The 20,106-nt window shown below is 34.4% G+C and carries 22 protein-coding genes and 2 pseudogenes; 17 read left to right on the top strand and 7 right to left on the bottom strand.

The genetic code is table 11. The features are described from left to right. Nucleotides 1-18: 18 nt before the first annotated feature. A complete protein-coding gene (locus tag NSQ59_RS04835; RefSeq protein WP_340829738.1) occupies nucleotides 19-489 on the bottom strand; it encodes a low molecular weight protein-tyrosine-phosphatase in 471 nt (156 codons plus the stop codon). A gap of 276 nt (nucleotides 490-765) precedes the next feature. Here NSQ59_RS04835 and NSQ59_RS04840 point away from each other — a divergent pair, with 276 nt between their 5' ends. The 4 genes and pseudogenes from NSQ59_RS04840 to NSQ59_RS04855 all read left to right on the top strand — a co-directional run bounded on the left by NSQ59_RS04840 (nucleotide 766) and on the right by NSQ59_RS04855 (nucleotide 2,950). Beyond that, the gene (locus NSQ59_RS04840) at nucleotides 766-1,290 is read left to right on the top strand and encodes a DUF2695 domain-containing protein (protein ID WP_340829741.1); all 525 of its coding nucleotides are present in this window, start codon (nucleotides 766-768) and stop codon (nucleotides 1,288-1,290) included. Nucleotides 1,291-1,422: 132 nt separating this feature from the next. After that, nucleotides 1,423-1,680: pseudogene (locus tag NSQ59_RS04845) on the top strand (CPCC family cysteine-rich protein); the annotation flags it as partial. Nucleotides 1,681-1,977: 297 nt separating this feature from the next. Then, nucleotides 1,978-2,163: a hypothetical protein gene (locus NSQ59_RS04850; protein ID WP_340829742.1), complete on the top strand. Its 186-nt coding sequence runs from the start codon at nucleotides 1,978-1,980 to the stop codon at nucleotides 2,161-2,163. A gap of 109 nt (nucleotides 2,164-2,272) precedes the next feature. Then, nucleotides 2,273-2,950 (top strand): annotated as a pseudogene (locus NSQ59_RS04855) (DUF3885 domain-containing protein). Between the two features lie 838 nt (nucleotides 2,951-3,788). Here NSQ59_RS04855 and NSQ59_RS04860 read toward each other — a convergent pair. Together NSQ59_RS04860 and NSQ59_RS04865 are read right to left on the bottom strand one after the other, a co-directional pair. After that, the gene (locus tag NSQ59_RS04860; protein ID WP_340829746.1) at nucleotides 3,789-4,550 is read right to left on the bottom strand and encodes an SDR family oxidoreductase; all 762 of its coding nucleotides are present in this window, start codon (nucleotides 4,548-4,550) and stop codon (nucleotides 3,789-3,791) included. Nucleotides 4,551-4,588: 38 nt separating this feature from the next. Then, complete coding sequence (locus NSQ59_RS04865; protein ID WP_340833135.1) at nucleotides 4,589-4,912, bottom strand: MerR family transcriptional regulator; 324 nt, start codon at nucleotides 4,910-4,912, stop codon at nucleotides 4,589-4,591. 329 nt (nucleotides 4,913-5,241) lie between these two features. On the opposite strand from NSQ59_RS04865, the gene NSQ59_RS04870 reads away from it, so the two are divergent. The 11 genes from NSQ59_RS04870 (at nucleotide 5,242) to NSQ59_RS04920 (ending at nucleotide 13,224) form a co-directional block, all read left to right on the top strand. Beyond that, on the top strand, nucleotides 5,242-5,373 hold the full coding sequence (locus tag NSQ59_RS04870; protein ID WP_268888429.1) for a hypothetical protein: 132 nt from the start codon (nucleotides 5,242-5,244) through the stop codon (nucleotides 5,371-5,373). A 143-nt stretch (nucleotides 5,374-5,516) separates the two neighbouring features. Then, a complete protein-coding gene (locus NSQ59_RS04875; protein WP_340829749.1) occupies nucleotides 5,517-6,218 on the top strand; it encodes a DUF2711 family protein in 702 nt (233 codons plus the stop codon). Nucleotides 6,219-6,445: 227 nt separating this feature from the next. After that, complete coding sequence (locus tag NSQ59_RS04880; RefSeq protein ID WP_126649886.1) at nucleotides 6,446-6,910, top strand: hypothetical protein; 465 nt, start codon at nucleotides 6,446-6,448, stop codon at nucleotides 6,908-6,910. Nucleotides 6,911-7,073: 163 nt separating this feature from the next. Then, complete coding sequence (locus NSQ59_RS04885; protein WP_340829753.1) at nucleotides 7,074-7,493, top strand: hypothetical protein; 420 nt, start codon at nucleotides 7,074-7,076, stop codon at nucleotides 7,491-7,493. A 505-nt stretch (nucleotides 7,494-7,998) separates the two neighbouring features. Further along, nucleotides 7,999-8,670 carry a 5'-methylthioadenosine/S-adenosylhomocysteine nucleosidase family protein gene (locus NSQ59_RS04890; protein WP_340829754.1) on the top strand — a complete coding sequence of 224 codons (672 nt, stop codon included), beginning with the start codon at nucleotides 7,999-8,001 and terminating at the stop codon, nucleotides 8,668-8,670. Nucleotides 8,671-9,032: 362 nt separating this feature from the next. Beyond that, nucleotides 9,033-9,326 carry an antibiotic biosynthesis monooxygenase family protein gene (locus NSQ59_RS04895; RefSeq protein WP_340829757.1) on the top strand — a complete coding sequence of 98 codons (294 nt, stop codon included), beginning with the start codon at nucleotides 9,033-9,035 and terminating at the stop codon, nucleotides 9,324-9,326. A gap of 289 nt (nucleotides 9,327-9,615) precedes the next feature. Further along, nucleotides 9,616-10,011, top strand: coding sequence for a hypothetical protein (locus NSQ59_RS04900; protein WP_340829759.1), 396 nt, complete (start codon nucleotides 9,616-9,618; stop codon nucleotides 10,009-10,011). Nucleotides 10,012-10,138: 127 nt separating this feature from the next. Continuing rightward, a complete protein-coding gene (locus NSQ59_RS04905; protein WP_055738418.1) occupies nucleotides 10,139-10,576 on the top strand; it encodes a VOC family protein in 438 nt (145 codons plus the stop codon). 1,042 nt (nucleotides 10,577-11,618) lie between these two features. Beyond that, nucleotides 11,619-12,110 (top strand): NUDIX hydrolase, encoded by a 492-nt coding sequence (locus tag NSQ59_RS04910; RefSeq protein ID WP_445669235.1) that lies wholly within the window; start codon nucleotides 11,619-11,621, stop codon nucleotides 12,108-12,110. 149 nt (nucleotides 12,111-12,259) lie between these two features. Beyond that, nucleotides 12,260-12,781, top strand: coding sequence for an MBL fold metallo-hydrolase (locus NSQ59_RS04915; RefSeq protein WP_340829763.1), 522 nt, complete (start codon nucleotides 12,260-12,262; stop codon nucleotides 12,779-12,781). Between the two features lie 41 nt (nucleotides 12,782-12,822). Further along, on the top strand, nucleotides 12,823-13,224 hold the full coding sequence (locus NSQ59_RS04920; protein ID WP_340829765.1) for an MBL fold metallo-hydrolase: 402 nt from the start codon (nucleotides 12,823-12,825) through the stop codon (nucleotides 13,222-13,224). A gap of 299 nt (nucleotides 13,225-13,523) precedes the next feature. Here the strand turns inward: NSQ59_RS04920 and NSQ59_RS04925 are convergent, their stop codons facing one another. Next, the gene (locus NSQ59_RS04925) at nucleotides 13,524-13,802 is read right to left on the bottom strand and encodes a hypothetical protein (RefSeq protein ID WP_340829768.1); all 279 of its coding nucleotides are present in this window, start codon (nucleotides 13,800-13,802) and stop codon (nucleotides 13,524-13,526) included. Between the two features lie 492 nt (nucleotides 13,803-14,294). Between NSQ59_RS04925 and NSQ59_RS04930 the strand changes: the two genes are divergently transcribed. Then, the gene (locus NSQ59_RS04930) at nucleotides 14,295-15,341 is read left to right on the top strand and encodes a YdcF family protein (protein WP_340829769.1); all 1,047 of its coding nucleotides are present in this window, start codon (nucleotides 14,295-14,297) and stop codon (nucleotides 15,339-15,341) included. A gap of 249 nt (nucleotides 15,342-15,590) precedes the next feature. On the opposite strand, the gene NSQ59_RS04935 is transcribed toward NSQ59_RS04930, so the two are convergent. Beyond that, on the bottom strand, nucleotides 15,591-16,748 hold the full coding sequence (locus NSQ59_RS04935; protein WP_340829771.1) for a VanZ family protein: 1,158 nt from the start codon (nucleotides 16,746-16,748) through the stop codon (nucleotides 15,591-15,593). 185 nt (nucleotides 16,749-16,933) lie between these two features. Between NSQ59_RS04935 and NSQ59_RS04940 the strand changes: the two genes are divergently transcribed. Further along, nucleotides 16,934-18,501, top strand: a protein-coding gene (locus tag NSQ59_RS04940) for an IS3 family transposase (RefSeq protein WP_445669200.1) whose coding sequence is annotated in 2 segments (ribosomal slippage) — nucleotides 16,934-17,417 and nucleotides 17,417-18,501 — 1,569 coding nt in all. Because the reading frame shifts where the segments join, the coding sequence is not laid out codon by codon here. Nucleotides 18,502-18,683: 182 nt separating this feature from the next. On the opposite strand, the gene NSQ59_RS04945 is transcribed toward NSQ59_RS04940, so the two are convergent. Beyond that, nucleotides 18,684-19,091, bottom strand: coding sequence for a DUF418 domain-containing protein (locus NSQ59_RS04945; RefSeq protein ID WP_340829776.1), 408 nt, complete (start codon nucleotides 19,089-19,091; stop codon nucleotides 18,684-18,686). Then, complete coding sequence (locus NSQ59_RS04950; RefSeq protein WP_340829778.1) at nucleotides 19,042-19,734, bottom strand: DUF418 domain-containing protein; 693 nt, start codon at nucleotides 19,732-19,734, stop codon at nucleotides 19,042-19,044. The genes NSQ59_RS04945 and NSQ59_RS04950 overlap by 50 nt, the downstream gene beginning before the upstream one ends. Between the last annotated feature and the right edge of the window lie 372 nt (nucleotides 19,735-20,106).

Here is a 20,106-nt window from a genome sequence, read left to right on the forward strand (position 1 = left end):
CGAAAGATGCAGATTCATTCAATAGGATAAGTTTTCTTCCCTACATATTTTCTTGAGTAACGCCCGACAGCCAGTTGAAACAAGACTATAAGTTTCTTCAAAGTCGCCTGTGTAAAAAGGATCGGGTATATCTTTTCTGGCTTTGGTCAGGTCTAGCAACCTAATAATCTTTGGATGATTAGGTTTGCCGGTTATACTATAAATATTTTTTATGTTACTCTTGTCCATACCTATAATATAGTCGAACTTCCAAAAGTCATCTTTTATTAGTGGGCGTCCAACAAGCCCATTAGAAGAGATATTGTATTTCTTTAGAATATCAACAGTTCCTTTGTGAGGAGGCAAGCCGATTTGCCATGAACTGGTTGCAGCGGAATCAACTAAGATTTTGTCATTTAATTTTTCTTTCTTAACCATGTCGCGAAACAAAGCTTCAGCCATCGGTGAACGGCAAATATTCCCCAGGCATACAAATAAAACTCTAATCATGTACTTTACCCCTTTTATTTATCTTATTTCCCAAACACTTTCTTCTACAGATCACACTTTTCGTAATTACAAAATATGTACAGCATAGAAATTTGGAACGGCGTACGGATTTCATCCATTGTTATGAAGTACTAAGTATGGCTCGATGTTTTTTCTTTGTAATTAGTTGTTCTTTCACAAAACGGGTTAGCTTAATCAGGTGATATAATATTAATCGGTTAACCCTCTCATAATTCCCACTAGTATAGGGTAAAGCAAATCGAATAAGGTGGTTTAATGGATAGATTAAATGAATTAAAAGATATTCTGATAAAAGGACAACAATTATCCATGCAAGGTTCCCTACAAAGGAGAGCTCCATCAAAAAAAGCCGTCCCTTTATTATTGAGTGCTCGGCAAGGTTTAAAGGAATTTGTTATTGAAAATTCGAATAATGCTTTGGCTTGGCGTTTGCTTTCCCAGGCAGAAGAATGCTTGTTGAATTACAAAGAAGCTATCATCTGTCAGGAGAAAACAATGGAATTAGGTCACAGAGAACGTAAGGATTTAAAAAGACTGGCATTGTTAAAAGAATATGGTGGTAAGTGGGAAGAAATAAATCTATCTCCAGATCAGTTGGAAACACTTTGGGCGTTTTTGGATGAGATGATAAATTCAGAAGGATGCGACCATACACATAAATTAACAAAGAGTTGGCTAGAAAATAACGTTCCTAAAAGCAAAATTTCAAAAATCATAAAAGCTATGCGGAATCAAGGAGGATTTTGTGATTGTGAGGTCCTTTTAAATGTAGTGGATTAGACATAGATTTATTTCTTTCACTTACGGATTGCGTTTTTTTGTTGAAGTTTCTTCTTGAGCTAAAGGGAGTTTAGTTAAAACAAGACATAGAAAAAAATTAAGTGCAATAGATGCTACTAGGGAGTGAATTATTTGAAGAAATATACGTGTCCTTGTTGCGGATATAAGACCTTTGACGAAGAGCCATCTGGAACGTTTGATATTCGTGACAATTGCAAATGGGAAGATGATAATGTAATGAATGAAAATCCGGACTACTGGGGCGGTGCAAACGGAGTATGTTTAAGGCAAGCTCAAAGAAACTTTATTAGATATGGTGCTAGTGAAAAAATATTTGGTGATAAGGGCAAAAAAAGTAATTACGAGAAAGACCCTTTATGGAAACCAGTTTGGGAAAAGGAAGCAAAACCCAATGAAAACAAACTAGCACAAATATTAATAGAAGGAAATGTTATAGATAGTAGGTTTAAGAGGTCGGTACATATCAATGAATTTATAGATGAATTTACTAAATTTCTCGAACAAAAGGGATGGTCTTTTGGTGGTGAAATAAAACAGGAAAATACAGAGATTGATAAGGACTAGCAAAAGAACAACTAATAATAAATCTTATTTAAAAAACGGGGAGTTTAGTTGAATACAAATAAGTTAAAATAAGGAAAATGATTTTGTGAGGAAGTGTTTTTATTGTTAGATATTGAAAAGGTAAAGGGGAAGATTCAATTATTAGATGAATCTGATGCCAAAAGTCTTTTACTAATTATATATGCAAGATTAGATTCAGCAATAAACGGAAAAGGTGGAGAGGAACCTAAACAAATAATTAAGGATTTATTAGATATTTATTCTGAACTTCCAGGCAGTAGAAATTAAAACTGTTTAAGATCCAGCTGCCATTTCGGCGGCTTTTCTTATTGAACAAAAGGGCAGGATAGTGAAATTAGTATATTATCACATTGTTTTGTAAAGAAAGGAATTTAGAATGCCTACTATTCATGAATATTTAAATGGTTTATTTCCGGGAGTTACCCTAGGACCAAGTCTAATAGACCAATGGAAAATTAATTTGCACTTTGAGTTCGCTAGAGAACTTTATCAATTTATCGATGGTTCAGATGAAATTAATCTAAAATACTTTGAGAAAGTGTTTTTTCAAGCATCATCAATCTTTAACAGTATATTTTCAGATGATGATCAAGTTTTCCTATTAGTAAATGTTTATAGGGAAAATGACTTAAAATATAAATCAAAATTAGGATTATACCTTAAATATATTTCCGATAAGAATGTCAGATATCATTTACAGCAAAGTACCTTTCCTTACCCATTTCCTGAAGAAGAAGAGGAGGAACCAATTAACGCTTATACAATTCAATATTCCATAAAGTGTATGAAACGTGACATTCAGACCCGCTTAATTTTAAAGGCATTAACTAATAGAGATTTTCCTCCTTAAAAGCCAAGATTCTCAGATGAATTAGGAATGCACTATGATGTATTTTTCGTAAATGTCTCTAAAAATGTAATATTCTTTATGCACGATGATACTGGCTGCGAAGTCATATCTAATTCTTTGGAAACCCTTCTCCCATTATATGAGAGGTATGGTGATTGGATTTGTCCCTTCTGTAAGGATAATATTGATAAACTTTTTAAGTAAAGAAGGATATATTACTATAAAGTTTGTGAAGAATGTACATAAATTAACGTGAGCATTATTTCACCAAGTAATTTTACACAGACTTAAAGAATACGCCAATAGGAAAGGGCTGGTTGGTTATTTGAAACAGTATTAAGTGGCGGCGTTTGGAATTGTTTGATTTAAGGAGAGTTTCCAATTAGTCCGGTTATTATAAAGTATCTTGAAATACTTACGATATTAGGAGGTATGAGAATTCATAAACGGAGAATTTCCGGTTAATGTATATAAGGGAGGCTTAAGAAGAAGATATAAGCGGAGATATTCCGATTAACTTCTCTAAATAAGGCGAAATCCAAAGAGTTAGAATAAGATAAACGGAAAAACTTCCTTTATTTTTAAGGAAATATGGGGATTTCCCAATTTAAACGGAAATTCTCCGTTTATTTTTCAAACAGGTAAAATCAACATTCAGTTATAACAGAGCAAAAATCAAATAACTTTGTCTGATAGTCCAATATATTAGTAATTTGCATCAATCTTAACAATTCAATTATCAGACAGAGAATATCTATTCGCAAGTTGTTTCTTACTATGTGATTTATCATGTTATTTTATATCGCTAATTTACCCAAAACATTGATAGCAACAATAAAATCACTGCCGTACCCTATTTGCATTGTGTGATTTACTGTTTTGCACCTTTAAGAGAACCCGTTAACTATTTGTCAGCTTTCTTTCAAAGGGCAGTTTAGTGGAAGTAGGAGAAGGTAAAAAAAATAAACTCGCCCAAAAATAACTGTGGCGAGTTTTGTTTTATATTTCCCAATAGGAACAATTTGGTGATTTCTGCAAAAGATTATTCAATTAAGTTTTTCGTTGCTTGGTACATTTTCTCTACGTATTCATCGATTTCGTCCCGTGACATACGTAAGCGTTCCACAGAAGTACCATATCCAATTTCCGTTTTACCTTCTGCTAATCCTTTGAAAATACCATCTGCAAATTCATCTAATGGTTCTCCTGACATATGCAGACCCGCACCGCCTAAATCGGTATTCACAGCTGGAGGAGCAACTTCAATGACTTCTACAGAGGTATCAGAAAGTTGGTGTCTGAGACTCATTGTAAAGGAATGAAGTGCTGCTTTCGTTGCTGAATATATAGGTGCAATCACAAATGGAGTAAAAGCTAATCCCGATGTCACATTTATAATAGTGGCCTCTTCTTTGGTTGCAAAAAATGGAGCGAATAACATAGAAAGCTGGAGCGGTGCTTCCAGGTTGGTTATGATTTCTTTATTAAAATAACTCCAATCGTTCTTCGCGTCTGCTTTTAATACATTAAAACGTTGTTGGATCCCTGCGTTGTTAATCAACACATTTACATCTGGGTAGTTAGATGTTACCCAATCAAACAATGCAACACGTTCGGCTTCATTAGCCAAATCACATACACGAGTAATCAGGCTCGGGAATTTTTCTTTCACGTTCTGCAGTACTTCTTTACGCCGACCGCATACAATCACTTTATTTCCAGTCTTAATAAAGCGTTCTGCGAAAGCAAGTCCTATTCCAGCATTTCCGCCTGTAATCAGTATTGTATTTCCTGAAAGTTTCATTATAGTACCTCTTTTCTAATATTTTTTTAGACAAACTGTCACTCATCCTGTTTTCTTTCTTGAATTTGTTTTGTATAACGTTCAATTTTGAAGTCAATTCCCTTTATTGATTCCCTCATTAATGAAATTTCTTCTAGAACCGCTCGTTTGTGATTTTTCATCATTTCAAGCCTAAGTTCAATGGTGCTGTCACCTTCAATCACCCAATTAATATATTGCTTAATACTACTTATTGGCATATTCGTGTTTTTTAAACACAACACTGTTTCAAAAAGTGCAATTTGATCTTCTGAAAATAACCGTCTACCGGCTTCATCACGCTGGATAAGTGGTAGTAACCCCTGTTTTTCATAATAACGTATCGTTCACTGTGGTATATTGAATCTGACTGCGACTTCGCTAATTGAATAGTATTTCATTTGGAGACCTCCAAAGTTGATCTTTATCTTTCGTCGACAGAACTATCATACGACTTAAAGGAAGGTTTAAGTCAACAAAAAAAAGAAAAAATTTTTTCATAGTAACTTATTCTTAGAATACATAGGAAAGAGTGTGAAAAGTGGATTTTAAAGTAGCGGGTGCAACAGTTTAAGATTCAACTGCCATTTCGGCGGCTTTTCTTATTGAATGGGGGATATTTTGGTTAAAAATGGTATAATGTAGAGAAAGATGGAGGGGGAGAGTTTTACTTATGGAATTCCTTGTATTAGCAATTTTATTAGTGTATTTATTTGACTTTGTAGCATTAAGAAAGCAAAATCAAACAATTATTGAACAGAACAAAAAAGTTATTTCTTTATTGGAGGATATTAGAAATAAATAAAAAAATAGATATTAAAAATTAAGCTAACGGTTGCGTTGATCCTTTAAGGATTAATGCTTTTTTTATTGAGCTAACGGGCAGGATAGTTGAATAACATAGCCGAATATAAATATATAAATACTGTTTGCGAAATGGTGGTTGTAATGATAAATGCTAGGAAATTACCTGCCCCACATAAATACGCAGTTTGTGCCAATGAAGATATACCAATTAAGGAATTTTACAAAGGAGTATATCAAGAAATTTTTATTTTTTATCATCCTTTTATTAAACCTAAAACAATTGATTATGCACTCTTTAATCCTGATACATTTCCAAGTAAAAACGAAATATTAAAAAATTGTGAAATGGTGAGTTGGGGGGATTTTTTAAAAATATCTGGTATAAAAAATTTAAAACAGTTAGATATTGGGCTAAGAACACTTATTATGGGTTTAAATAAAAAATTCGCAAATGAATATGTAGCTGAAGTAATTCAAAGGACTTGTGAAGAAAATCAGATTGTACCACCTGTAGAAGGAACTTTTCCTGAGTTTCTGATAAATAACATTCTCTATAATATAAAAAAGATTGGGTATGAATGGATATGGTGTGGAGATGAATTTTGTACGGAACGAAAATTAGAGTATATAGATGATTTAATCGAAAGTGAACATATATTTTGCAACCAACCAATCAACCTTTTTACTCACGATAATAAAATTTTGATTACTACTCACTGGGATAGCCACTTTTCTTTAATATGTTCAGATAAAGAGACCGTTGGAAAAATAGTTGATTTATGTCAATTAGAAGGCTTTTATTGTGATGAATACACAAAAATTTATTGGAGTTTATTCAATTAAAGGGGCTAGAGCTGATTAATAAAAGTTAATCAGCTTTTCATTTTGAACAAAAGGCGCAGCATTAGCCAAAATGATCTGAAATCATTTCATTTAATTGTTAACTCTTTACCAAAGGTTATGAAATCCTGCGAATAAGCGAGTATTCGGGAGAAAATCGTATTAAACTGAGGGAGTTCAATAAGAAAATGCTAATAAAAGAGTGAATAGCACTGAATAGAGGTGAAAATGTGAACTTAAGTAAGCAGTGTTCCATTGAGATAAAAAAATTGGATGGAGGACATTACTATTTTAACGATATATTTTTTTCTTTAGAAGATATAAAACATCTCCCAATGATAATACAGCGTCTTAACTACATAGATGATATTGTGATCAGCCCATTTCATATTACAGATGAGTCAATTATGGAAGCATATTGGCTTTCTCTGTCCATTAAGGTAGTTAGTGTAGTCCAAGATAAAAATATAGTTTTACTTAGTGAAACAGGAAAAAGCAGTATAGAACAAGTTGATCAGGATATTATTGAATTATGGGATAATACTTATTACGAAATCTTAAAAGGTGATGTAAAAGGGTTTCAAAAAAATTTAATTAGATATTTATCTTTTATGGACAATAATGAAGATTCCCTACGGAAAGAGTATGATTCTCCAAATAATGAACAACAGGGTATTTATTATCAAATTTATTAGGTAGCTTAATTTGCTATCAGGGCGTTGATTCAAGAAGGATTGATGCCTTTTTTGTTAAATTGTGCTAAAGGAGCAGTTTATTTTAAAAAGGGTAACTTTCAAATAAAGTCGAATATTTAATAACAAGCTTTTAAAGCTAAGTTCGTTATATTAAGGGATGAATATGACACGTAATAGGGAGCTGCCGCAGTTTGAAATCCAGGAAGTTTCAAAGGATCATATGGGAAGATACGCAAAAATTAAAGCCACATATCCAGACGGAGTAATAACCATACGATGGGCATTGGATTCTTTAACTTATGTAAATTTAAAAAGTGCTTTTTCTACTCGTGTATTTGACAAGACACCATATTTAACCTATTTCTATAAACTTTTAATTTTCTATGGTTCTTCCCGTAATCCCGATGAAACTAGGGATTACTCAGGATTTATTGAATGTATCCTTTGTAAGCAGACAAAACAAATCGAGTTTAAGTGCTCAGAAACATTTGCAGCAAATATAGAGTGGATGTCGAGAGTAAGAAGCTATGAAGAAATCAATCATTTAGAGTGGCAGACCTTAGATCAGAAGGGTACATTATGAAAGAATTTACTTAAGTTAACGGGGCATTCCTGTAATAAGGAAGCTTTCTTCTTATAGAAGTAAAGGGGCAGAATAGTTGAAGAAGAGGCTGGACATTTTATCTGTAAAAAACAGAACTAATCAAAAATAAAAGAGGCAAAAGTATGGGAAGAATGTCACTAATTATATCAGCTGTTTTATCTTTTATAGTATCAATTTTGAATTTAACTGACCATAGATATATAAATGGCACAATTATGGCAATTGTTTTTGTTTTAATCTTGATTGAACTTCTAAGACAATTTAGGAACAAAACTAAAAGATAAGTAATTCAACAAACGGTGCAACAGTTTAAGATTCAGCTGCTATTTCGGCGGCTTTTCTTATTGAACAAAAGGGGCAGTTTAGTAAAAAAGGATATTTGCATATTAATAACTAATTGTTAATGAACAGAGTAAAGAAGGATAGTTAAGTGATAAAAAATGAATTCAATGGTAACAAATTTTATTTGTAGGGTGATAAGTCGATGATAGGAATAAGTATTGCAACGAAGTGGGAATATGAAGCGGCATTGGAGTATTTTAGCATAAAAAATAATGAACGTTTCGGTTATCCATATGGCGAGTATTTCATACGAACAATTAATGATACTGAACTTGTTTTTTATAGTACAGGTGTAAGAAAAGTAAATGGTGTTGGTGGTAATCAGTATATGATTTCTAAATTTAATTTAACTAAAGTAATCGTTGCTGGAACATGTGCAGGAATAGATGAGAAGTTCAGTAATTTGGATATTTTTGTACCCGATAAAGCCGTTCAATATGATTGTACAGTAAAAGAAATTGAGCCTCTTATTAAACAATCCTTCATAGTAGAGATTGATTTATCAAAATATGGAAATGATTTTTATACAGGAACAATTGGCACCGCTGATAAAGCAGTGGTTATGTGGAAGGACTATTTAGAACTTAAAGAAAACGAAATAACAATAGCCGATACAGAAGCGGGTGCAATTGCTTATATCTGTAAGAGGAATGATGTTGAATGTATCATCATTAAAGGAATATCTGATTTTCCAACAGATGAAAGAAACTCTGATAAATTCGAATCGAACATTGAGCAAATTAATGTTTATTTAGAAAACACACCCAAAGTTATGAACAAAATATTTGACCAATATTTAAAAAGATTTATTTAAATAAATTTGGTTAATAGAAAGATTATGATTGTTGATGAAACTTGTCTTTTATTGAACTATTGTTTTCCGTTAGTTCCAAATCCATTATTTTTAGTGCTTACGGTAAATATATTGTATGACCACTACACATATCCCCATTATAATAAAGGAAGGAAAGTTGGGGCGGAATACTTTACTTGCAGATAAAAATGGTGCCATTAACATAAAAGATAACTCAACTCTTATTAGCCTAACAGAGTGCATTTCTTGAATATTTGGCTATCAATGCCCGCTTTTTTCTTACTCAACAAAAGGGCAGCATTGTTGAATAATAGCCAATAAATAACGTAGTAATGTTATACTTTCAAAAAGGGGGAGTTTCGTTGATTTTGGAAGCTGTTTTACTGCAAGTTAAAAAAGGAATGGAAACAGAATATGAAGAAGCATTCCGTGGTGCATCGAAAATTATATCCTCTATGAAAGGTTACATATCTCACGAATTACAGCGTTGTATTGAAGTTGAGGGCCAATATTTACTACTGGTAAAGTGGGAAACATTAGAAGACCATACAATTGGATTTAGACAATCTAACGAGTATAAAGAGTGGAAAAAGCAATTACATCATTTTTATAACCCCTTTCCTACAGTTGAACATTTTGAGAAAGTGAAACTTTAATATTGTTCTTAAACTATCATGTAGATTTCTTCAATACCGAAGGGTCGTTTTTTTTCTTATTGAATTAACGGGCAGTTGAACAATCGTCATTATATTTTTAAAAATAATCCGACTATTTGGTAAAATAACATAAATAGTACTGGATATCTATGTTAAAATATAGATGAGATGGTGAAGGATTGTAATTTAACCATTTAAACAGGTTACTGCTGCATCCAATAATAAGTAACAGACAATACTAATTTTAAAGTTATCAATAAAAATTGGTGGATTAAAGGGGATTAAAAAATTGGAATATAATGACTTAAAAATAATTTGCCCTGACGATTGTGGAAATGCACCCAAAAAATATTTTCTTAAGGAATTAAGCATTGCTTTTGCTAAAAACGATTTGGCTTTTATAATAGATAATATTACAGAGGATTTTAATTGGAATATTGTCGGTAAAAAGCTTATCCAGGGGAAAGACAGTTTTGTCGAAACATTAAAACAAATGCAGAATAATAAAGTGACAGAACTACATATTAGTAATATTATTACCCACGGCTATGATGGTTCTGTAAACGGTACTTTCATATTAGAGAATAAGAAGATTTATGCTTTCTGTAACGTGTACAAATTCATTAGTCCGCGTAATAATTCAAAAATAAAAGAATGTACTTTTTATGTAATTGAATCATTGTAATATTAGTTATTAGATGTTTAAGATACGGGCAAATGAACAGGATAAGAAGTGTGCCTGTTTTGCGTATAAGGACCAGATTATTTAATGATAGGAATTGCAAAAAACAAGAACATAGGAGGTATGAGATATGAAGATCCATAGAATAGATCATGTGGGTGTAATCGTAAATGATCTTCCTGCTGCAATAGACTTTTTTCTTGTGCTTGGTCTTAAAGTGCTAGGGGAAGCAGAAGTGAAAGGGGAGTGGGTGGAACGGATTATTGGGCTTAATGACGTGAGAGAGACAGTTGTCATGTTAGGGATGCCAGACGGCCAGGCAACTTTGGAGCTGGTCAAATTCCATACGCCGTCAGATCAAATAGGTGTCCAGCAATCTTTTGCAAATACCTTGGGTATCGGGCATATTGCATTTGCTGTTGAAGATATTGAAGCCATTGTTACCAAATTGAAACAGAAAGGTGCAGAACTTTTTGGTGAGATATTAAACTACGAAAACGCTTATAAATTATGCTATGTTCGTGGGCCAGAAGGCATTATTTTAGAGTTGGCGGAGGAAATCAAATAAATATTGAACGTTATTGTATACGAGATTGAATACAGTTTTTTATCAATCTTTATTTTAAAGTTACCCATATTTATTTCATTCGTTAACACAAGATTATCTATAAACGAAAATTTTTATAATCAAAAGCTACAGCAACAATATCTGATTTGGTCAACAGCTCTTAACCGAGAAGTATCAGGGATAGAAAATAGGTCAAAAAAATACCCATTGAGGGTAGCTTTACCAACCGTTTTTGAATATATGAGACCCACTAAAAATGCTGTATATAATCCATACACTGATTATTGCCACTACAACAATAGCTCCCCACTTTACAGATTTCTTCATTTTATTTCCCCTCCCTTCCATAATCTATTCACTTTTGTGGAATTAATGAGTCAATTAGTGGATGAAGAAAGGGGAAGGCTTTTTTACGCTTTCCGACTTACTAAAAACAAAATTAAGACTAAAAGAAACAATAACATGTTAATGGAACCAGTTAGCATGTTATTATGTGACGAAAAATTCACTACTGTGATAACAAGCAGACATAATGAACCGATTAGAGGTAAATTATTTTTTTGCTTTTTTTAGCATATAAAATTTATCCTCCTCTTTTTGAACTATTAAAATATTAGTTTAGGAAAAATTGGGCATCACAAGCTTTTTGACTTTATAAGGGAATTCATTATCCGTGAAAATCACCCGTATTTTGATTAACCGTTACGTAAGGATTTTGTCCAGTATCCACTTCCTTAACCCAAACTTTCCAATTACCATTACCTATATACTTATAGCGACTAGGCGTAACATGATAACCCTTATAAATTTCATCTCAAAAGTTTCCACCCATGCACCTGCCGGCTTGTTCGTAGCTTGATGGCCCATAGCCGCTGAACTTGAGCCTTTGTTTGAAGTTCTATAATACTAAAAAGTTTGTGAAGTAATGCAGGGGTTTATCCTTCAAGGATTAAGACTTTTTTTAACTTATGTGGAAAGAAGGAATTTAGAATAAAAGAAAGAAGTTATAGGTTTGCATATAACGTAAGGAGGACTGATTACAATTAGCCAAAGGTATAGGGCTTGTTCACTTTGTATAATCTGGAAGGATGATTTTTTATTGTTAGAACAGTTCCCTGAAGAGGAAGGAATTGTTACCTTCCGACCAGTTGGAGGAACCATTGAATATGGTGAGGACAGTAAAGCAACTGTGATTCGTGAAGTCAAAGAAGAAATAAATCAAGATATTATTGAACCAACGTTGTTAGGTATCATTGAAAATATCTTTCCTTGGTATGGAGAAGTGGGGCATGAGTTTGATTTTATATATGAATCCAAGTTTCTCTATAACAATGCTTATGAACGGGAAATCATTCATGGGATTGAAGGGGATACGGAATATTTGGCCGTTTGGAAGAGAATATCCGATTTTAAGGATAACCCTAACATTAAGCTTGTGCCAGACGGTTTATATGAGATGTTAATAAACAAGGGCCAAACAGATTACATAAATAATATTAAACACATAAATACCAAAGATATATTAAAGTTTTAACAATAAAATGTGTGTATTGACACAAGAAGAATTAATACCCTATTTTGTTAGGGTTTTTCTTATGCATTAAAACTTTGTAAGAAAAATGTATTTGTTCTATTTCCATGATACTATAAAACTATGATTTCGGTTGGGAGGAGAGGTAATACATGAAAAATCAAATTGAAACATTCGAGGGATCAAGGCATTTCCGGCTGAATCAAGTGGCTAAGGGGGTATTTGCTGCAATCTCAGTTCCAGGTACCGGCTCTTTAGGGAATGCGGCAATCATTGATTTAGGTGATGCCACTATTGTGGTGGATACCTTCACGACAATACAGGCTGCGGAAGACTTAAAGGCTGCCGCCATGTATCTCACGGGAAAACCAGTTTCCTATGTGGTCAACACACATTGGCACAGTGACCATACAAGCGGAAATCAAGTATTTGCTCCTAAAGCACAAATAATTTCTACGTCTGCCACACGTGAAATGATGGATACATTTGGGAGGAACAGGTTATCACAACAACTGTCCAATCCCGAACCGATTTATCAGGCTATCGACGAAATAGAGAAGAAAATACAAAATGAGACAGACGAAAAGTTAAAGAGAGATATGCAATGGGAAAATGCTAGTGATCGTGAGTATATGAAAATACTGCTGATTTGGTTTATACTCTACCAAAGATAACCTTTGATCATCAAATGAGTATTCATGGAAGTGATCTATCAGTGCAACTTATTACATATGGAGGCGGTCACACACAAAGTGATGCATTTGTGTACCTGCCTGAACAGAAAATTGCCGTTATGGGGGATTTAGTGCTCTCGAAGCATCATCCTGTAATGAACAATGCAAATCCACAGGAATGGTTGAATATTTTAGAGCAAGTAGAACTTCTTAATATAGAAACGATTATACCGGGACATGGTGAAGTTTGCTCAATGAAAGAACTTCATGAGGTTAAAGGTTACATAAAGGATATAGTGACATTGGTCGAGGAAACAGTTCAAAGCAATAGAAGTATTCATGATATTTTAATACCAAATGCTTATAAAGATTGGTACTTTTCCACATATTTTAAGTCGAATTTGAAAAAAGTATATGATTTGACCATCCAATCAACGGATTAAGAAAAGACAAATTTAGACCTTCCAATTATGAAAGCAATAGGGTGCATTCCTTTAATAATTTCGGTTTAACTTTTTGCTAACCCAAAGGCATCTGACTGGATGTACACCTACAGAGTTGATTGGAATACTTTAAATCATCTTATCTTCTATAATTTCTTAGAGGTAAGATGATTTTTTTATTGGATATTTATTTTTAAACGATGGGCATTGTGAATTTTGCACTAATACTAAGTGTAGCTGTTACGCATTTTATAAAGTAAAAACAGTACCTCATAAGGGGACTGTTCCGGTGAATTGGGTTAACCAATACAAGTTACTTGAACTGCCTGTCCGGCTCTTAAGTTAAAATGAGCAATTCGAACATTGAACTGATTACCGCATCCGATTCTGATGGTGATGGGGCCAGACATACATGTGATTTCTACAAATTGACCTCTTTGCAATATAATAGGAAAAGTGACAAGTGGGAATGCTCCGCAAACGAAGGTGAAAACTTGGTTATTTCGAATCTCCATTCTAGAGTTTTTAGTAAGGGTCTGATTCATTTCATCCAGATTAAACACTTTTAAATTATCCATAATAGGCTCCTTTCTTTCTAAGGTATACAATATTAAATGCTTGTTTTATCAATTTGTTCGGGCATAGAAAAATTAATAAACCTAGGAGCTTTAATAAGAATTGGGTAAAATTACGTTTCGTTCGTAGGTAGAATTTCAGAACCATTGTGTGATGAATTTTATGATAGGGAGATGGATTTTCGTGCTTCGTGGATGGTTACCAGGTAAGAAGATCTGTAATTTCGTTGTTGAACCAAAATGGTGACTTTATGCACGATTTCTATAAATAAACAGGGGTATTGCTTTTTCTAGGTGATAAATATTTCCTTTTTCGATTTGACCACTTTCAAATGATAAAAGAATATGGTGAATTTATAAGTATAACGAAACCATTGGACAGTAATGGGGGAGTTATTTTGATGGAATACTAAAAAAAATAAAAAAGGCTCTATAAACTGAAACTACTAGCATTTATAATGAATTGGAAAATCTTTTAAGAAACCGAGGTATAAAATGGTCATTATTGGAATTATTACACTTGTTTTATTCATTCTATTCCTTGCATTTTATTTAACAGATCCTAGACGAATGATAAACGGCTTTCTATTTAACCTGTTTATTTGTTCATTTCTTCTTTTTTGTGGTTATGTAGGATTCAGCTCAGATATTTTTACTTTTAAGTTAATCGCTCTTATCCCGACTGTTTTATTTCTACTTTTTATCTCAGCATTCGGATTATTTGCACTAGGTGTAGGGTTATTTTTAAATGGCCGAATCCTGATGAAAAAAGAAAGCAGGCGATTCTCTAACAGTTTAACTCTCATTTTAGGGATCTTTCTTTTAGTATTGTTCTTATTTAGAATCATGAATACTGAGCGTTTTATTTCTACTGAATTTCACCCTTTATACACTGGGGCTACTTTAATAATCGTTTATTTCTTTTTACACTTAACCAATTTTTTAACTGCCTATTTTTTGTACCAATTTAACAAGCCAAAATTTAACCAAGACTTTATCATCGTACTTGGCAGTGGTTTAATTAACGATAAAGTGCCGCCGCTCTTAGCTAGTCGAATAAATAAGGCAATTGAATTTTATTGGAAACAAGCCGCTGCCGCTTTTCCGCCAATCATACTTTTCTCAGGCGGACAAGGGCCGGATGAAAACCTTCCTGAAGGGGAAGCCATGCTAAAGTATGCTGTAGAGAAAGGAATTCCTTCTGAGCATACATTGACAGAAACTCGTTCAGTTAATACGCTTCAGAATATGCTTTACTCAAAACAAATAATGGATTCCATAAAGGGAGACCAATATAACAGCATCTTTACTACAAACAATTTCCATCTATTCAGGGCCAGCTTATATGCAAAAATGGCAGGCCTAAAGAGCCAAGGAATTGGTTCAAAAACTGCATTCTACTACTGGCCAAATGCAATGATTCGAGAATATATCGCCATCATTGTGATGCAACGTAAACGTCATACCATTGTAGTGGGGACCATTTTAGGAGGTTCTATCCTTTTAACCCTTCTATCCCTTCTTTTAGTTCTATTTAAGTAACCAATACAAAAAGCCATTCATCTATAGAGAATCGCTTTTCTACAATGAGTTAGTTAAGTTTAAAGACGCACCATCAATCAAATTTGAATGTCAATCGTTGTTCCATAGTCAACCTATGAAGATGATTCCCATTGTGTACTTTAATAATGACATTGTCTATGGACATGCCCTGTCCTAGTTCAGATCCTTTTTGTGCTAATTTAGTATTGGTTCTGCGAATAAACCAGAAAAAATGAAGCAAATCCTGTACTAAGAATTTGCTTCATTTTTTCTTGGAACAATATCTGCAACATGATCAAAGTAGAAGGTACGTTTCCCTTTTTTTAACATAACGAAAACGGCATGAATGCTTAAAGTCAGCCACATGATGCTAACAAACGCGAGCATGGCCACTGTTACCCACACATAAGTGAAATAAAGATGTGATTCTATTGCTAGCTTCATGTGTGAAAGAAGACTGTCTAACTTAGATGCCAGCCAAGGTAAATATAAGGAAACGGTTCTTTTAAGTAAGGCTTGCCATGAAGGTGCATCTCCCTTCAAATTTGAAAGTTTAAATCGCATTATACTTGTTCCGATTGTTTTTCCACCCCATAGAAGAGGTATGACAAAGTACACAACCATAAAGCCCTCTGTTATATACATCATTTCGGCGAATCCACTCGATGTAAGTAGTCCGACTGTGAAAGAAAATGTTAATTTAATGAAAATATAATCTATAAGTACAGCAAGTAATTGTGACAACGGCGATACTGGATAGCTCTTCTGTATTTTTTCCCCTTTCGCCAATATTTTTTCCCTAGAAGGAAATAAAGCTAGTATGACTGGAGCAATAAGAAAACCAAAGAGTGCCCCTGTACTATTTAACATTAGATCGTCAACATCAAATAAACGATAAGGACATTTGTAAATTCCGTAAATTCCTGTAAGCTGCGTTACTTCGTAAAAGAGAGACAGGGAAAATCCTAGAGCTAATGCCCTTTTCCAAAATCGTTTTTCTTGGAAAAAATATCTCAAATATACTCCAAAAGGGAGTAATAACAGAAAATTAAATGCCGCCTGCCAAAAGGCACTTTGATTGAATATCTGAACATACGTCCTCGGTTGTGACCAAATAATCGAACTGCTTTTAAAAATATCATGAATAAAGGTAAATGGCTTCAATGAATAATAAACGGTATTTGGTGATTGAAAAGCGCAAGTATTCCTAGTTGACGGAAGTGGCAAGAGAACTAGAAATAGAGCTGATAACATATAGAAAATAAACGAGTAAGCAACAATGGAAGCCCAAAGACTAAAATATCCATATTTTCTATAGCTATAGACCATCCACGGAATGACAAGCAAAAACCCCAATACACCAAACATAATGAAAGCGACCTTTATTGGTAGGATATATACAGACATAAATACACCTCTATTTGCTCTCTTATACTTGGAATGAATTTAAAAAGCAGACGAAATGCGCTGATTATACGCAACTAGTCTGCCTTATTATTGTTTAATTGAATACAATACCCCCCTCTGTTAGGATAGATGTCGTATGATACTTTAGTGTTATAGTTAAGTAAATAACACGGAGGTTGATCAATATGACAGGAAAAAATGGACTACGATATTCGCAAGAACAAAAAGAGGCGATTACCAAACGCATGATGCCCCCAAATAATGAATCCGTGACGAAGATTTCGAAAGAAGAAGGCATCTCAGATGTTACGTTATACAAGTGGCGTAAAGAAGCTCGCGCGGCTGGTGTGGCTACGCCCGGCAATGGACAAACAAGCGACAAATGGAGTAGCCAAGACAAGTTTTTAATCGTGATGGAGACGTTTGCGATGAACGAATCGGAGCTTGCCGAGTATTGTCGTAAAAAGGGGCTTTACCGTGAACAGATTGAAGCATGGAAAAGTGTATGTCTTCAGGCAAATGGTCAGGTGTTCGATCAAGCAAAACAGCTGAATGGTGCATTGAAGGAAGAACAGAAGCGTGCAAAGCAATTAGAAAAGGAGCTACAAAAGAAAGAAAAGGCACTAGCCGAAGCTGCAGCTTTATTACTTTTGCGAAAAAAGGCCCAAGCGATTTGGGGGGACGACGAGGAAGAATGATTAGCCCGTCAAATCGCGCATTAGCAGTCGAACTTATCCAAGAAGCCAATCAAAATGGTGCGCGATTAGCGAAGGCTTGTGAGGAACTTCATCTCAGCGTTCGGACCTATGAACGTTGGGTGGCAGAGGGTAATGTGAAGGTTGATCAGCGCCCACTTACGAAAAGACCTGTACCGAAAAATAAGTTGTCTGAGAAAGAAAAAGAAGAAATACTAACGGTTGTCAAACAAGAGGAATACGTCGATTTACCGCCGACACAAATTGTACCGAAGCTTGCGGACGAAGGAACTTATATTGCGTCAGAATCCACATTTTATCGTGTGTTACGTGAAGAAAAAATGCAACATCATCGTGGTCGTAGTCAAAGGCCAGGGAGAAGAATTCCTGAGAGTCATCTAGCAACATCGCCAAACCAGGTGTGGACATGGGATATTACGTGGCTCGGCGGACCTGTGAAAGGTTTGTATTATCGACTCTATTTAATTCTCGATTTATTTAGTAGAAAAGTAGTAGGCTGGGAAGTTTGGGAAACAGAAGAGGCAAAACACGCTGAAACGCTTGTGAAAAAAGCAGTTATCAATGAAAAAATACAGGGGACACCACTTGTATTGCATTCAGATAATGGTAGCCCGATGAAAGCTGAGACATTCCTAAGTTTACTAGAAAAATTAGGTATTCAAAGTTCCTTTTCAAGACCGCGTGTGAGTAATGATAATCCTTACTCAGAAGCGATGTTTCGGACACTCAAATATCGACCAGATTTCCCACATAAAGGCTTTGCGTCACTCGAAGAAACACGAAAATGGGCACAGCAATTTGTCTATTGGTACAACGAGATTCACCTGCATAGTGGACTAAATTTTGTGACGCCTGTACAGTGTCATACAGGGGAACACGTAGCCATATTGGAAAAGCGGAAAAATGTATACAAAGAAGCGAAGGCTAGACATCCAGAACGGTGGTCAAGAGGCACAAGAAATTGGGCACCGAATGAACAAGTAGCGCTCAATCCAATGAGGGATGAGGGGCAAACAGAGGTATTGAGGAAATCATAATATTCCCCATTTTCCTGGTGATTTGAATCGAAAATGCTTTTCCTTTCGATTCAAATCACCAGGCCAGCAAGCGCAGCGCGGTAGCCTTGACTGAACTCGGAGATTGATAACATTCTATTAAAATACTAAAGTAATTAAATACGACAACTATATTGACAAACACCGATACATTCATAGCTTAATTACTTCCTAATGGATGCTGCATTCCTGCCATACGTCATGAATCGCCATACTTTCTCTAATGGTCCCATCTTAAAGAATTTAAACCAAATGACGCTATAAATGATTTGAATCGTAAAAATGATGATTGAAATGATGATAACGTTTAACGGCGCAAAAGCGTCAAGTTCCAATATTGAAATGATGGCGAGACCGATAAAGCTTTGGGCCAAATAATTTGTGAACGCCATTTGACCAACACGGGCAATCGGCTGCAGAAGTTTCGCTAAACGTTTGTTTTCTAACATTACAAATAGACTAGATAAGTATAAATAGGTTGTCGGGATTGTGCCTAAAGCAATGATTTCTTGAAGATGTTGATTATTGCTTTGTGAGGCGAACCAGATCCAAATAGAAAAACCGATAAACAATGGAAATGTAACGATTTGGAGCCATCTTATTTGAGTGGGACAAATCACTTATTTTTCTAATCCAATTCGCTTTAGCTGCAAGAAATCCTGATAAAAACATAATGAAAACCGTAATAGTATCGTTCCCAAGAAAGGCAATAACGTTTGAAAAGACTCCCATATCTGGAACAAGTATTTTTAATAGTTGTGATATGATATATACTGTTATTATTCCACCAAGCCACTTACTAATTGTTGAAACCTTTGCCCGATAAAAAGGAATAAGTAGGAAGCCAATCAAGGCATATGCAGCAAGAATGGAACCCCAAAAAAACAAGCCATGAATAATACCGATTAACAATAGAGCTAATAAACGTCTGGCAAAACGCCAGCGTGGCTTATCACCGCGACTTTCTGCACGCGAGGCAAAAATATAAAACCCCACACCAAATAGAAAAGAAAAAATGGAAAAGAATTTTTTTTCGACAAATATTTGAATGAACGTTTCTATCATTCCATTCAAACCGTTATAATCAGGCAGCTGAACGTCATCGGTAACAACCTGAAATGCTTTAACATTAATTAACAAGATCCCGAACAAGGCAAGACCACGGATGATATCTAAGGAAATGATTCTTTCCTTTTGTGTAATGGATGGATTCATACTATAATTACTCCCTTTAATACGTAGGTTCTATTATAAAATTAATATAGCGACCTAACCTTACACTATTTTAATGTAAACCTTACAATACCCTTAAAACATTAAGTACCATAAAGTTGCAAGTATCCTTTTACTTGCGACTTTATGGTATCATTTCACAGTGTTTAACCTTATTCTGAGCTGATTGCGGAAAAGGGATGTGGTTACAGGCAATAGAACCAATTATATACAATTGCTGCAGTTATCCCGTAGAGTACAGTTTAAAAGATCAATACTAGTCATTATTAAATAAGCTATAAAATTTCTAAAACAAAAAAATCAAGCTTAATCTTTCCTAAAATTTACATGATTACTGGATTTCATAAATAGTTA

This window comes from Margalitia sp. FSL K6-0131 (assembly GCF_038008735.1).
In the GTDB taxonomy this organism is placed as follows: Bacteria; Bacillota; Bacilli; order Bacillales; family Bacillaceae_C; genus Margalitia; species Margalitia shackletonii.